Origin of the sequence: Sphingomonas lacunae, assembly GCF_012979535.1 — a bacterium.
Taxonomy (GTDB): Bacteria; Pseudomonadota; Alphaproteobacteria; order Sphingomonadales; family Sphingomonadaceae; genus Sphingopyxis; species Sphingopyxis lacunae.
The window spans coordinates 380,107-395,011 of sequence record NZ_CP053015.1; the positions used below are offsets into that span (position 1 = coordinate 380,107).

The window sequence follows — 14,905 nt, forward strand, 5'->3', positions numbered from 1 at the left end:
TGTCCAGAGTGGGCAGTCTTGTACCATTCATTCATGCCGACAGGATGTTCGATAAAAGCCAAAACTGTTGCAGAAACAGCTCCGTTTCTGTGGAGTAATTCAAAATTTCTTGAATAAATGCAGTGACATATTCGATATCGCATTCTGCGCAACTCTGCCCTGTAGCCAAAGGACAGCCCGGCCTTTGCCGCTCCGGACCCCGGTTTTCGCCGGGGGACGGCGGCTATGGAGCAGCGTTACCCTCGGTGCGTCCTCCCCATACTGCCGCATCCGCCAATGGCATTCGCATGCCAAACAGGGCATCATGCTGTCCAAGACTCGCATGGTGACGGCGGCGTTTTGATCGCAGCGCCATGGCGGCAGCACGGCAGGAGAGAGCCATGGCGGACTTTGACCTTATCATCAGCGGCGGCACCATTGTCGATGGCAGCGGCGGTGAGCCCTATCGCGGCGATGTCGCGGTGAAGGATGGGCGGATTGCGGCGGTTGGCACCCTGCCCGCTGGCGCGACGGCGAAAGAGACGATCGACGCCAGCGGGTTGATCGTGACGCCGGGCTTTGTTGATGTGCACACCCATTTCGATGGTCAGGTGACGTGGGACAACCGCCTCGTCCCCTCATCGGGTCATGGCGTGACGACGGTGGTGATGGGCAATTGCGGTGTTGGCTTTGCGCCGTGCCGGCCGCACCAGCGCGACATGCTGGTCAAGCTGATGGAGGGGGTCGAGGATATTCCCGAAGTGGTGATGGTCGATGGCCTGCCGTGGAACTGGGAGACCTTCCCCGACTATCTTGACGCGCTCGAACAGCGGCAACTCGACATTGATGTGGCGGCGCAAATCCCCCACTCGGCGCTGCGCATCTATGTGATGGGCGAACGCGCCGCGCGGCAGGAAGCGCCGACCGCCGAGGATCTGGCGCAGATGCGGGCGCTGGTGGCGGAGGGTATCCGCGCCGGCGGCTTTGGCGTCACCACGTCGCGCAACGTCATGCACCGCACCCGCGCCGGAGACATTGCGCCGAGCCTCTATTCCGATGTTGATGAGCTGTGCACGCTGGCCGAGGGGCTGAATGATGCCGGCGGCGGCGTCTTCCAGATCATCCCCGCGCCGATGGAGGATGCCGTCGAGGAATTCGAACTGTTGCGCACCGTCGCGAAGCGCGGCCAGCGGCCCTTGTCCTTCACCCTGCTCGACGTGCCGGGGCAAAAGGGGCCGGGCTGGCGTCCCGTGCTGGACAGACTGAGCGAAGCCAATGCCGAAGGGCTGACGATCACCGGTCAGGTGGCGCCGCGCCCGGTCGGCATGTTCTTTGGTCTCGACCTCAGCCTCCATCATTTCAGCAGCCACCCCAGCTACAAGACGATTGCCCATCTGCCGCTCGCAGAGCGCGTGGAGCGGATGCGCGATCCGGCGTTCCGCGCGCAATTGCTGAGCGAGCAGCCCGAGGACAGCAACCCGACGACGCTGCAACTGATCGGCGCGTTCCGGGCGACCTGCCCCTGGGATGACACGCCCAATTATGAGCCATCACGCGACGACCGGGTCGAGGCGCGGGCGGCGGCAGCTGGCCTGTCGCTCGACGACTATGCCTATGACGCGCTGCTGGCGAAAGACGGCAAGGCGATGTTCTACCTCCCCGCCGCCAATTACAGCGAGGGCAATCTCGACGCGGTGCGGACGATGCTGGGCCACCCCAACACGCTGATGGCGCTGGCCGATGGCGGGGCGCATTATGGCCTGATCTGCGACGCCAGCTTCCCCACCTATTATCTGCAACGCTGGGTGCGTGATGCGCGCGAGGAGCAGCGTATCCCCTTGCCCACCGCGATTGCCGAGATGACGAGCAAGGCGGCGGCGCTGGTCGGGCTGGCGGATCGCGGACGGTTGGCGGTGGGGCTGAAGGCCGACATCAATGTCATCGACCTGGAATCGCTCAGGCTCGATGTGCCGACCATCGCCTATGACCTGCCGGCCGGGGGCAAGCGGATGCAGCAGCCGGCGCAGGGCTATGTCGCCACCATCGTGTCAGGCATCGTCACCTATCGCCATGGCGAGCACAGCGGCGCCCTGCCCGGCCGACTGGTACGGCGGCAGGATGCGGTGGCGGCCTGACCGGACATGTCAGGCCGGCGGGTGGTCGGCTCAGTCGGGGTGGAGCACCATCTTGAGCGCCCCGGCCTCCCGGCTGTCAAACAGGCGATAGGCTTCCTCCCCCGCGCTCAATGGCAGACGGTGGCTGATATAGCGTTCGGGCCGCAGCCGCCCGGACTGCACCAACGGGAACAGTGCGGGCAGCTCTTCGGGCACTGAACATGTGCCGATACGGAAGGTGAGGCCGGCGGCAAAGGCGCGTTCGAGCGGGAAGCCAAAGCGGCGCGATTGCTGGACGCCGATGACCGACACCGTGCCGCGTGAGCGCACCAGCCGCAGCGCAAAATCGACCGTCGCGTCGCTGCCGACCACTTCGACGACGCAGTCGAGCTTGAAACCCTTTGTATCCTGCTTGATCCGTTCCAGCGCCTCGTCAGGGTGGAGGGTAATTGCGCCCGACTGTTCGGCCATCGCCCGCCGTTCGGCAATCGGGTCTATCGCATAGACGACATGCGCGCCCATGACAAAGGCGCTGTCGACCGCCATCAGGCCAATCGGGCCAAGGCCGATCACCGCGACGCTGCTGCCCGGTTTGATGTCGGCATTGCGCGCGCCATACCAGGCGGTGGCGAGCGCGTCGGTCATCATCAGCGCCTGATCCTCGCTGACGCCATCGGGAATGCGCACCGCATTCATGTCCGCCGCCGGGACACGGAATGCCTCGGCCTGCACGCCTTGCAGATTGGCGGAGAGGCCATAGCAGCCGCCGCCCCGGTTCTCGCAGGTGTTGACCACGCCCGACAGGCAGGAGCGGCAGGCACCACAGCCGACCGCGGCGGGCATCATCACCTTGTCGCCAACCCTGACCCGGCTGACGCCCCGGCCGACCTCGACGACTTCGCCGACCGCCTCGTGGCCGACGCAAAAGCCGACATCCTCGGAAAAGCCGTGACCATGATAGATGTGGAGATCGGACCCGCAAATCGAGCAGCCGGTCATCTTCACCAGCGCGTCACGCTCCGACAGCAGGGTGGGATCGTCCATCGCCTCATGTCTTATGTCGCGCGCGCCATAGTAACGCAGGGCCTTCATGCCGTCCCCTCCAACCGATAGAAACGCGCCGCCGTGCCAGCGAACAGCGCCGCCTTTTCGTCCGCCGATGCGCCCGCCGCGATGCGTTTGAATGCGTTCCACAGCGTCGGATAATCACAGGCCCAGCCGTCAACCGGGAAATTGCTTTCGAACATGCAGCGACCCACGCCAAACAGTTCGATGCAGCTTTCGATATAGGGCGCCCATGCCGTCGCCAGCGTCTCGGATGAAGGGCGGACATCGGGGCCCATGCCGTCAAAGCCGGGGAAAGGCATGCCGAGACCGCCGAGCTTCACATGCACATTGGCCAGTTCGGCGAGTGCGGCCATGCTTGCGCGCCAGGTGGTGAAACGCTCCTCGCGCTGTCCGGCGTAGCGGTCGAGGCCGACCGGCGTCCCGACATGGTCGATGACCATCGCTACATCGGGGAAGGCCTTTGCCAGCGCTCTGACTTCGGGCAGCTGTGGTTCGAGCACCCACAGGTCGAGCGAGAGGTTGCGGCTGGCGAAATGGCGGAGCGCGGCATGAACGGCAGGCGATGCGCACAGACCGGCGACACTGTGCGCCAACGGCCCCAGCACCGCCGGATCATCATCATGCGCCATCATGTGACGGATGCCGCGAAAGCGTCCGCCGCCTGCTGCGATATGCGCGTCGAGAACATCCGCCACCGCATCACCCAGGCCGAGATCAGCATGGCCGACAATGCCGGCGCAGGCGCGGGTGACGCCATAGATGCCGCTCGCCGCCATCGCCGCGACACCGTTGACGAACTCGGTCTCCCCGACCGGCTTCATCGCCTCCGGTCCCTCAGCCCGGTAGAAGGCGCCGCACTGGACATAGACGGTGCCGACCACATTGTGCCCGGCCCCGGCGTCCGCCAGCAGCTCGTCGAGCAGATAGCGCGGCGACTGGCGCAGGATCGCCTCGAACGGATGCGTCTGCGGCGGCAGATGCGGAATGCGGGACCGCCAGTCCCACAGATGATGGTGCGGATCGATGATCGGCAGATCGGGGTCAATGATGGCTTCGGGCATGGTGGGCTCCCCCTGTCTCCCTCTCCCGCTGGCGAGAAAGGGAGACGCGTGACTTACCGCTCGTTCATCGCGGCATATTCCTTGATCTTCTGCTTGCCGAGCTGGCTCATATGCACCTCGTCGGGGCCGTCGGCGATGCGGACAAAGCGGTTGAGCGTGAAGAAGCGGGCGATCGGCGTGTCGTCGGACACGCCCATACCGCCATGCACCTGGATCGCCCGGTCACAGACAGTCTGTGCCATTTGCGGTGCCACCACCTTGATCGCGGCGATCAGATCCTTGGCCACCTTGTTGCCATAGCGGTCCATCGCGTCAGCCGCCTTGAGGGTCAGCAGGCGCGACATTTCGATCTCGCAAAAGCTCTTGGCAACATCCTGCCGGATGCTCGACTGGTCGGCCAGCTTCTTGCCAAAGGCGACGCGGCTGTCGGCCCGCCGCGCCATGATCTCCAGCGCGCGCTGCGCCTGACCGATCGAGCGCATGCAGTGGTGGATGCGGCCCGGCCCGAGGCGGCCCTGTGCAATCTCGAAGCCGCGCCCTTCACCGAGGATGAGATTTTCCTTTGGGACCCGCACATTGTCGAACCTCAGTTCACATTCACCGCCGGGCGAATTGTGGCTGCCGAACACGGTGAGGTGGCGGACGATGGTAATGCCCGGCGTGTCGGGCTCGACCAGTATCTGCGAATGCTGGGCATGGCGGGGCGCATCAAAGTCGGTCTTGCCCATCACGATCCAGATAGTACAGCGCGGGTGCATAGCGTTCGAAATCCACCATTTGCGCCCGTTGAGCACATAATGGTCGCCATCGGGCGTGATCGACAGTTCGAGGTTGGTGGCATCCGACGAGGCGACCTGCGGTTCGGTCATCACATAGGCCGAGCGGATCGAGCCATCGAGCAGCGGCTTGAGCCATTTCTCCTGCTGTTCGGGCGATCCGAACTTGGCGAGCACCTCCATATTGCCAGTGTCGGGCGCCGAACAGTTGAACACCTGGCTCGACCAGGGCACACGGCCCATCAGTTCCGCTAGCGGCGCATATTCAAGGTTGGTGAGTCCGGGCGAAAATTCCCCATATTCATGCGGAAGGAACAGGTTCCAAAGGCCCAGCGCCCTGGCTTTTTCCTTGAGCGGCTCCATGCCGGGCCATTCCTGCCACTGGTTGGCGGGGTCGGTGACAAAGTCATGATAGGCCTGCTCATTGGGATAGACATGTTCGTCCATGAAGGCGCCGATCTGCGCCAGCAGGCCCTTCACCTTGTCGCTATGCTCGAAATCCATTGCTCTCTCCGTACTGAAAATTTTCCGCGTTTCGCCTCATAGCGACAGCCCACCGTCCACCACGAGCGTATGCCCGGTGACATAGGCGGCAAGCGGCGAGGCGAGGAACAGCGCCGCGCCCGCCATGTCGCCGGGCGTGCCCATTCGGCCCTGCGGGATGGACGCCAATGCCCCGGCACGCCTTTCCGGATGCTCGGTTGTCACCTTGGTCAGCTTGGTATCGACCAGCCCAGGCGCGAGGCCATTGACGCGTATGCCGTCTCGTGCCCAGGCTTGGCCCAGCGTTTTGGTGAGGCTGATCGCCCCTGCCTTTGAAGCGGCATAGGCCGGATTGCCAATGTTGGCCTTCAGCCCCGCAATCGAGCTGACGATGATGAGGCTGCCGCGCGCCGACGCCAGTGCGCCGTGAAACTTGCGACCCGCATGCATCAGGCTGTCGAGGTTCACCGCCATCACCTTGTCCCAACCGGGCCGTTCAAACTCACCGCGGCGATAGACCACCGTCCCCTGACACAGGATCAGCACGTCGAGCGCGCCTCCGAACGGAACGGGCGCGGCGTCGATCGCGTCGGGGTCACCCACATCAACACAATCATAGCCAAGGCCGGCCATGTCAGAGCCTTCGGCCGGGTCATACTCCTCAACCCGTGCCCGCGTGCCCCAGACATGCACGGCCGCACCGCGCTCGCGGAAAGCATGGGCTACGCCATTGCCAATGCCGCTCGATCCGCCAACCACCAACACCTTCTTGCCCGTGAAATCGGTATCGTCACGCATCGCCAGCCGTTCCCGTTCTGTTGAGTCTCTCGCCTTATCCAAATGGATAATCGAATTGACCGTCGGGCTTGTCAATGCCATTCCTGCGTCATGGTTCTGCTTGCTGCCCCTGCCGACTCCGGTCAGACGCGGTCCGCCGCTGCCGAAGCGATGAAGGCCGTCGCGCTGCGACTGTTCGCGCAATCGGGCATCAATGCGGTCACGGTACGCCAGATTGCCGAAGCGGCCGGACAGAAAAACCATGCCGCCGTCACCTATCATTTTGGCAGCAAGGAAGCGCTGATCCGCGAGCTGATTGTCGATGGCGCGGCACGGATCGACGCCGCTCGCAACGCCTGGCTTGATGCCGCAGAAGCAGCCGGTGGCCCGCGCAGTATCGAAGAGGTGATGAACGGCCTTGTCCGCACCTCGCTGGACCATGACCCGCCGACTGGAAGGGAATGGTACAACCGCTTTTTGGCTGGGGTCCAGCTGGTCAATCGCGCCCTGTTCGAGGATGCGGTGCGCGGGCGCTGGAATCGCGGTTACCAGCGTTGCCTCGACCATTGTCGTCGCCTGCTCCCCGGCATCCCGCCACGCACGATGAACCAGCGCCTGCTGTTTATGGGCGCCGCGATAGGCGCCATCCTCGCCGCCCGCGAAACCGAGTTGGCCGACCAGAGCCGCCATCACCCGATGTGGAGCGCGGACGCCACACTCGACCAGATTGCCCTGACCCTCGCGGCCATGATTGACCAACCGGAATGCAAAGCAACCGCATGAAACGGGCGCTTGTGTTGCCCAGCCGACGCTGATACAGGCCCGGCCATCGCCGCTTTAGCTCAGTTGGTAGAGCATCGCATTCGTAATGCGGGGGTCACAGGTTCGAGTCCTGTAAGCGGCACCATCCCCCATCGAAACCCTCTCACTCAGCGACCCTTTGTTGCACTGGTCCGCGGGACTCGCGGCGCGAGTGGCAAAATGGGGTGACACGTCCCTTTGTCACGGACCGGGCCCTGCGCAACCCCGGACCGACGACAAGACTGGGCCCACCGGCATTCACTATCGCCATGCCAGAAGGTCCGGTTTTGCGCACCAATCCGCTGGTCATCCGGGCGACATAGTCGGAACACACGCCGTTTTACCCTCATATGCGTATTTCCAATTGACCTTTGCTACGCATTTATGCATTCTAGCCTTAATCAGCGCGATAAGCTGCCAACCTTCAGGGGGGAGTTCCTATGCAACGAATCAATCGCTCACATTCCGTCGTCACCTTGCTGTTGGGTTCGAGCCTCATGGCGCTCGCGGCCCCGGCCGCGGCGCAGGAAGCCGATGCCGCCAATGACAGCGGCCTGGAAGACATTGTCGTCACCGCGCAAAAGCGCGAACAGAATCTCCAGGATGTGCCGCTCGCGATCAGCGCTATCAGCGCCGACAAGGTCGATCGACTGGGCGTCAACGATGCCCGCGACCTCAGCGGCCTCGCTCCCAACGTCACCATTACCCAAGGCACGACCAGCGGCGCCGCCGCTGTCATCTCCATCCGCGGCATTCCGACGCCCGCGTCGGAAACCTTTGGCCTCGACACGTCGAACGGCCTGTACATCGACGGCGTCTACATCGGCCGTTCGGGTGCCAGTGGCCTCGATGTCATGGACATCGAGCGTGTTGAAGTCCTGCGTGGTCCGCAGGGTACGTTGTTCGGCCGCAACACGACCGGCGGCGCCATCGCCTTCATCAGCCGCGCCCCGTCGAGCGATTTCCGCCTGCGTGGCCAGGTCGGCTATGGCAATTTCGGCGCTTGGAACGCCCGCGTCACGCTCGACCCGGGTGAGTTCGCCGGCATTTCGACAAGCTTCTCCTTCTCGCATCGCCAGCGCAACGGCATCGTCGACAATATCAACCAACCGTCCGACAGCCGCGATCCCGGCGCCCGCAACACCGATTCCTTCCGCATCGCCGCCCGTGCGCCAATCGGCAGTTCGGGCAGCATCCAGTATATCTTCGACTGGACGCTTCTGGAATCCTCACCGAATGCGTTCCAGCTCACCAATGTTGCCAACGGCACTGTTCGTCCGCCGGCGGTGGTTGACGGACAGTCGCTCGTCGTCACCCAGCAGGCGCCGGTCCAGCAATATCTGGCAGGTGTTGCCTTCGCCAATCCGGCCTGCGCCGCCCTTGCCGCCCCGACCCGCGTTTATCGCGAAACGGTCTGCAACGACATCCTCGGCTTCTCGTCTGACAAGACCTGGGGCCACAACCTCCAGATCGAAAATGACTTCGATGCCTTTTCCGTCAAGCTGACGACCGGGTATCGCCATTGGCGCAATGAAAGCAATTCGGACCTGGACGGCATTGGCCGCTTCACTGGCCCGGCCTTCAGCCAGGCGTCGCTGTTCAACGGCATGCCGGCCAGCCTGCTCCAGTTCATCCCGACTATCCCGGCCGCTGCCCGTCCGCTCATCGCGGCCGCGCCGGTGCCGACCGTGTCGCAAAACCTGTTTGATACCAACAACCAGCGTCGCCACCGCCAGTTCAGCCAGGAAATCGAATTTTCCGGTGACACCGACAATCTCGACTGGGTCGTCGGCGGGTTCTACTTCTGGGAGAAGGGTTCCGAGGTCAATCCGCAGAACAGCGGCTTCGTTCTCGACACCAACAATATCTTCCTCGGCAACTTCGGTCCGCTTGGCCCGTCGTTCGTCGCCGCCAACCCGGCGCGCTATCGCCTGGTGCAGACGCTTGCCACACTGCGCTATTCAGCCGAAGCGGAATCGACCGCTCTCTACAGCCAGGTCACCTTCTATCCGGGTGGTCGTGACAGCGGCCTGCGCTTGACGGCCGGTGGCCGTTACAGCTGGGACAGCAAGAGCATGGTCCGCACCCAGAACGGTGCGACAGCGCTTGTCACACCGGAAACGGGTTCGGCTGACTTCAGCAAGTTCACCTGGAACCTGATGCTGGGCTATGACATCGCGGACGGCATCACCAGCTACGCACGTGTTGCCACCGGCTATCGTTCGGGTGGCTTCAATGCCCAGGACCCGGTCATCACCGGCACGGCAATCATTCCCAACTTTGACGAGGAAAGCGTCATTTCCTACGAAGTTGGCCTGAAAACCGAACTGTTTGACCGTCGTCTGCGGCTTAATGTCGCAGGCTATTACAACGAATATACCGATCTCGCGGTCAACATCCCGCTGACCAACGCACCGGCCGGCACCTTCGCCAGCCGTGTCGGTAACGCCGGCAAGGTGACCTACACCGGCTTTGAAGTCGAAGCGCAGGCTGTCCTGTCGCCCAACTTCTCGATCGACGGCACGCTTGGTTATGTCGATATCGAATATAAGGAGTTCCTTGCCGGTCAGTCGACGACTGCCGGGGCTCCGCCGGTCAACATCGCGTCGGTGATCACGCCGGGCTACACCTCGCCGTTCACCGCCAATGTCGCGCTGAATGCCAACGTCCCGCTCAACTGGGGCGATGCCCGCCTGACGGCCCGCATCGGCTACACTTATGAAGACGGCAAATACAGCTTCTCCAACACCATCTCGACACCGTTCAATGAGCTGCTGAAGGGCGATAACCGGAATCTGATTGACGCCCAGATCACCATTGATCGCATCCCGCTGTCGGGTGGCGCGGAAGGCGAAGTCCGCCTGTGGGGCAAGAACTTGACCAACTCGCATGACTTTGTCCGCGGCATCGACTTTGGTCAGCTCGGCTATGCCGGCGGCTATTATGCTGATCCGCGGACCTATGGCATTACGCTCGGTATCACCTTCTGAGTCTGATCAATCGCTAACATCAACAGGGGCGGCTTGCAGGACTTGCAAGCCGCCCCTTCCTTTTGCACCGCGCCGCAGGTGGCCGCACGAACAGCGAGGCGGACACCCGCCCGTCCCATCAGGAACCGGCCGCTGCTCGCCTTTTCGGGCCAGACTGGAAAATGAGCCCCGGAAAGGGCAGCAGGCTCAGCCTGCGAGACGCTCCGCCGCCTCGGCGCCGCCGCGAATGGCGCCCTCGATATAGGTCACACCGGTACAGTCGCCGACCGTCTCGACCCGGAAGCCATCGGCCTTGAGGCTATCGGCCAATTCCGTGTCACCCACCGCGCCCATCGCCACGATGACATGATCCGCAGCAGCAGTTGCCGCCTCGCCTGCGCGGTTGGTCCAGCTGACCACCTTGTCGCTGATCGCGATGTCGCTCACCCCCGCATGCATCGGCACGCCATGCTCTTTCAGTTCGGCGAGGATGCGCATCCGGCGCACGAGCAGCAGCCCCTTGCCGAGGCCCGGCCCCGGCTCGATCACCGTCACATGGCGGCCGCGCTCGTGGAGGAATTCCGCCAGCTCGATGCCGACCAGTTCGCCGCCGATGATGACGATATTCTGACCCAGCGGCATCCACGCCCTGGTCGCGGCGCGCACCAGATCGAGGTTGGCGGTCGCGCCCGTCGCCGCGCCTACCTTGGTCGCCAACCGAGTGAATAACCCCGTCTTGCGCTTCAATTCGTCAGAGCTTTCGCCCAGCATCAGCCGGCGCATGTCATCACCGCTCAGGACATGGGGCAGATCGCCGCCGTTCAGTTCCGGCATGTCCCGCCGTGCGCCCGTCGCCACCACCACCGCATCGACGTTCAGCGAGCGCAGCAGATCAGGCGTTGCCTCGGTATCGAGGCGCACCGTCACACCCGCACGCCCGGTCCGGTCAATCAGCCAGTCGAGCAGGCGCTCATTGGCGGGATAGGCAAGGCTGGCAAAGCGCAGAGTGCCGCCCAGCCGCCGCCCTTTCTCGATCAGCGTCACCTGATTGCCCGCTTCGGCCAGCCGACAGGCCGCCTCCATGCCACCCGGCCCGCCACCGATCACGGCATAGCGTTTGCCCCCGGCCAGCGCCTTGCCCTCGCACTCAAACCCCGTCGCCGGGTTGACCGCGCAGCGCAGCGGTTCGCGGACATAAGCGGTGCTGACGCAAGTGTAGCAATAGATGCAGGGGCGAACCTCGTCCGCCTTGCCCGACGCCAGCTTGGCGGGCAGCGCCGGGTCGGCGAGCAATTTGCGCCCCATGGCGAGGAAGTCATATTGGCCTGCCGCAATGTGCCGGTCGGCGGCTTCCGCCTCGACCCGGCCAGAGGCAATGACCGGCAACGTCACCGCCGCCTTTACCGCTGCCGCCGCCGGAATATTCGCCTCGGGGTCGTGCGGGATGTTCGACGCCGAATGCAGCTTGCCCTGCCCGACATCATGATAGGCCGTCACTGTTATCGCCTGAACACCGGCAGCCTCGACCATCTTCGCCGCGGCGATGCAGTCCTCAAGGCTGATGCCGCCCTCCTTGCCTTCTTCGCGTGAGTCGAGCTTGCACCAGACCGGGAAGTCCGGACCGACCTCGGCGCGCACAGCGGCAATCACCTCCAACAGGATGCGCAGCCGGTTCTCCAGCGACCCGCCATAACGGTCGGTCCGCGTGTTGGTCTTCGGCGAGATGAAGGAGGACAACAGGTATCCATGCCCGCTGTGGATCTCGATCGCGTCAAAGCCCGCACGCTTGGCCCGGCCCGCTGCCGCGCCGAACTGTCCGACGACCAGCGCGATGTCGCTTTCGTCGAGCACCTTGAGCTTGGGCATCTTGCGCCCGGCCATCCCGGCCAATTCCTCGGGCAGGAAATAGCTGGCAAAGTCCCCTTGCATCGGCTGCGGGTAGCAAGGCACCCACAACTCCTCGTCAAAAGCGTCCGACGAATAGCCCGCAACGAGGCCGCCATGATGCAGTTGCGCGGCAATCTTGGCGCCATGCGCATGCACCCGCTGGGTCAACGCCGTCAGGCCGGGCAAGAAGCGGTCGTCCGAAATTGCTGTCTGGTTGGGCTGCACAGCCCCCGTCGGCCAGGCCACGCCCGACACGCCAGAGATGATCAGCCCGGCACCGCCCTTGGCCTGTTCCTCATGATAGGCGATCAGCCGCTCGCCAACATGCCCGTCCGCCTCCGACAGGCTGACGCCCATCGCGGTGACGAGGATGCGGTTGCGAATGTCGAGCGATCCTATCCGGCCCGCCGACAACAAATGGTCAAACCGGGCCGCCATCAGCACCCACTCCCCGCGTGGACATGGCCGGGACCTGCCTGTGACATGCGCTTCTCTCCGCTTTTCGCTATGCCGGGCACCATGGGCAAGCGCATCTTGGCGGTCAACATGAATCGTCACACTTTAGCCGGCTATTGTTCGCATGACGACGGTTGCAACCCGTTGTTATCGCAATATGCGTTATATTATATCGCTATATTTACGCATATGTCGGTCGAAATTTGACTCCGGTCAATGTTGTGCCGGCTCGGGCGGGTGAGAAGGGCGCATCCCAAAAGCCGGAGAGAGATGATGACCGCCACCACCGCCAATGACGCTCGCACACCTCCTGTCGCCGTCTGGCAGATCCTTGAGAAACTGCGCGGACAGGAATTGGTCGACTGGCGCGTTGCCCCGCTTGATGACCGCCCCTCGATTGCCGAACGTGGGCTCGACATCGGCTTCCCCTTTGGCTGGTATGCCATTGAGCTGGCTGATTTCGTTGCCGTCGGCGAGGCCAAACCGCTACGCTATTTCGACAAAGATCTCGCCATCTGGCGCGGCGAGGATGGCCAGGTCCGCATCATGGACGCCTGGTGCAAGCATCTCGGCGCGCACATGGGCCATGGCGGCAAGGTGCATGGCAATCTGCTCGAATGCCCGTTCCACGCCTGGCGCTATGACGGCGAGGAAGGTGTGGTCAGGGACATCCCCTATGCGAAGTCGATCCCGCCGCAGGTGAAGCGCAAATGCATGCGCACATGGGCAGTGACAGAGGCCAATGGCTGGATCTGGACATGGTATCACCCCGACCCCGCCGTCGGCCCGATGTGGGATGTCGTCGTCCATGACGAGGTCGGCAATCCCGACTGGACGCCGTATGAAATGCACGAATGGCTGGTCTATGGCAGCATCCAGAACATGGCCGAAAATGGCGTCGACGTTGCCCATTTCAAATATATCCACGGCACCGCCAATGTCCCCGAGGCCGAATTGCGCTGGGGCGATTGGGGCCGCGGAGCCGATGTGAAGGCCCAGATGGGCACGCCCAACGGCATGGTCGATGGCCTTATCAGCTATGACACCATGGGCCCGGGGCAAAGCTGGACGCGCTTTTCCGGCATCTCGGAAACCCTCCTCGTCGCCAGCCTGACGCCGGTTTCGGAGGATGTGCTGCGCGTCCGCTATTGCTTCACCCAGCCACGTGCCCAGGCCGAAGGACCCGGTGCCGGCCTCGCCAAGGCGCTGATCCGCGACATTTGCAAACAGCTCGATCAGGACAAGGTGATCTGGGACCGGATGCGCTTTGAACGCAATCCGATCATCTGCGAAGGCGATGGTCCCATCCCCCAGTTCCGCCGCTGGTACAGCCGCTATTATGCCGACAGCGCCAGCGACGGCGAACAGCCGAAACTGACGGCGGTGGGGTAACTCATCCCCTTGGCGACCCGGCATGCGTCGGGCGCCGAGGCGGCAAAAAGCAAAAGTGGATCAGGCAGCATCCATCGCCGGATAGTCGGTGTAGCCCTTTTCCTCACCGGTATAGACATGGGCAAAGTCCACCCGCGCCAGCGGCGCTCCTGCCGCGATGCGCTCTACCAGGTCGGGGTTGGCGATGAATGCGCGGCCAAAACTGACCGCCTCGGCTTTCCCCGCGTCGATCAGCGCGGCACCGCTCTCAGCCTTGAGGTTGTTGTTGGCGATGATCGGCCCCGACCAGTTGGCGCGCAGCATGGCGAGCGTATCGAGATCGGCCAGGCCCATGTCCACGACATGGCAATAGGCGAGGCCGATCCCGTCCGCCGCCTTCACAAAGGGGCCAAAGGTCGCCTCCGGTTCGGCCGGGTCCATGCCATTATAGGGATTGCCGGGGGAGATACGGAAACCCACCCGCTCGCCGCCTATCGCTTCGGCCAGTGCGCGCAGCACCGCGACGGGGAAGCGGATGCGGTTTTGCGCGCTGCCGCCCCATTCATCCTCCCGCGCATTGCTCGCCGGGTTGAGGAACTGATTGATCAGGTAACCGCTGGCGCAGTGCAGCTCGACCCCGTCCATGCCCGCCGCAATGGCGTTGCGGGCGGCGGTGGCATAGTCCTCGATCAGCGCAGGGATGTCGCTCGCGCCAATCGCCTCGGGCTGCGCGGTGTCCACCGGAACACCATCGGGGCCCGGCACCGGCGTCGGACAGGCAATAGCAGAGGGGGCGATCACCCGCGCCTCAAATCCGCGATTGGCGGCCACCACCACCCGGCCGCAGTGCATCAGCTGCATGACGATTTTTCCGCCACATGCGTGCACCGCGTCGCTCACCTGCCGCCAGCCGGCAATCTGTTCGGGGCTGTGAATGCCCGGCGTGCGCCAGTAGCCCTTGCCCTCGGGCGACGGCTGCACGCCTTCGCTGATGATCAGCCCGGCGCTCGCCCGCTGACGGTAATATTCGACCATCAGCGGCGTCGGCACATCGCCGGGCCCGGCGCGGTCGCGCGTCATCGGCGCCATGATGATGCGGTTTGACAAGGCCAGCCCGCCAAGGGACACAGGAGAGAAAAGGCTGGCCGTCATTCGAGTTTCCT

Annotated in this window: 10 protein-coding genes and 1 tRNA gene; 5 read left to right on the top strand and 6 right to left on the bottom strand. The window is 63.7% G+C overall.

The features are described from left to right. Positions 1-380: 380 nt before the first annotated feature. Positions 381-2,114: an N-acyl-D-amino-acid deacylase family protein gene (locus GV829_RS01685; RefSeq protein ID WP_169943527.1), complete on the top strand. Its 1,734-nt coding sequence runs from the start codon at positions 381-383 to the stop codon at positions 2,112-2,114. Positions 2,115-2,144: 30 nt separating this feature from the next. On the opposite strand, the gene GV829_RS01690 is transcribed toward GV829_RS01685, so the two are convergent. Genes GV829_RS01690 through GV829_RS01705 form a run of 4 tightly spaced genes read right to left on the bottom strand, consistent with a single transcriptional unit; the run spans position 2,145 to position 6,279 of the window. After that, on the bottom strand, positions 2,145-3,185 hold the full coding sequence (locus GV829_RS01690) for an alcohol dehydrogenase family protein (protein WP_169943528.1): 1,041 nt from the start codon (positions 3,183-3,185) through the stop codon (positions 2,145-2,147). Beyond that, positions 3,182-4,222, bottom strand: a complete 1,041-nt coding sequence (locus tag GV829_RS01695) for an amidohydrolase family protein (protein WP_169943529.1) — start codon at positions 4,220-4,222, stop codon at positions 3,182-3,184. Before GV829_RS01695 ends, GV829_RS01690 begins: the two co-directional genes overlap by 4 nt. Positions 4,223-4,275: 53 nt before the next feature. Further along, positions 4,276-5,502 (bottom strand): acyl-CoA dehydrogenase family protein, encoded by a 1,227-nt coding sequence (locus GV829_RS01700; RefSeq protein ID WP_169943530.1) that lies wholly within the window; start codon positions 5,500-5,502, stop codon positions 4,276-4,278. 36 nt (positions 5,503-5,538) lie between these two features. Continuing rightward, complete coding sequence (locus GV829_RS01705; protein WP_169943531.1) at positions 5,539-6,279, bottom strand: SDR family NAD(P)-dependent oxidoreductase; 741 nt, start codon at positions 6,277-6,279, stop codon at positions 5,539-5,541. A gap of 90 nt (positions 6,280-6,369) precedes the next feature. Here GV829_RS01705 and GV829_RS01710 point away from each other — a divergent pair, with 90 nt between their 5' ends. From GV829_RS01710 to GV829_RS01720, 3 genes are all read left to right on the top strand, one after another. Next, positions 6,370-7,041 carry a TetR/AcrR family transcriptional regulator gene (locus GV829_RS01710; protein WP_169943532.1) on the top strand — a complete coding sequence of 224 codons (672 nt, stop codon included), beginning with the start codon at positions 6,370-6,372 and terminating at the stop codon, positions 7,039-7,041. Positions 7,042-7,089: 48 nt separating this feature from the next. Further along, positions 7,090-7,165, top strand: a tRNA-Thr gene (locus GV829_RS01715). A 391-nt stretch (positions 7,166-7,556) separates the two neighbouring features. Beyond that, positions 7,557-10,049 carry a TonB-dependent receptor gene (locus GV829_RS01720; RefSeq protein WP_246202956.1) on the top strand — a complete coding sequence of 831 codons (2,493 nt, stop codon included), beginning with the start codon at positions 7,557-7,559 and terminating at the stop codon, positions 10,047-10,049. Between the two features lie 186 nt (positions 10,050-10,235). Here GV829_RS01720 and GV829_RS01725 read toward each other — a convergent pair whose 3' ends face one another. After that, on the bottom strand, positions 10,236-12,353 hold the full coding sequence (locus GV829_RS01725) for an oxidoreductase (RefSeq protein WP_169943534.1): 2,118 nt from the start codon (positions 12,351-12,353) through the stop codon (positions 10,236-10,238). 288 nt (positions 12,354-12,641) lie between these two features. On the opposite strand from GV829_RS01725, the gene GV829_RS01730 reads away from it, so the two are divergent. Next, on the top strand, positions 12,642-13,763 hold the full coding sequence (locus GV829_RS01730) for an aromatic ring-hydroxylating oxygenase subunit alpha (RefSeq protein WP_246202958.1): 1,122 nt from the start codon (positions 12,642-12,644) through the stop codon (positions 13,761-13,763). A 60-nt stretch (positions 13,764-13,823) separates the two neighbouring features. Here GV829_RS01730 and GV829_RS01735 read toward each other — a convergent pair whose 3' ends face one another. Further along, a complete protein-coding gene (locus tag GV829_RS01735) occupies positions 13,824-14,894 on the bottom strand; it encodes an alkene reductase (RefSeq protein WP_169943535.1) in 1,071 nt (356 codons plus the stop codon). Positions 14,895-14,905: the final 11 nt, after the last annotated feature.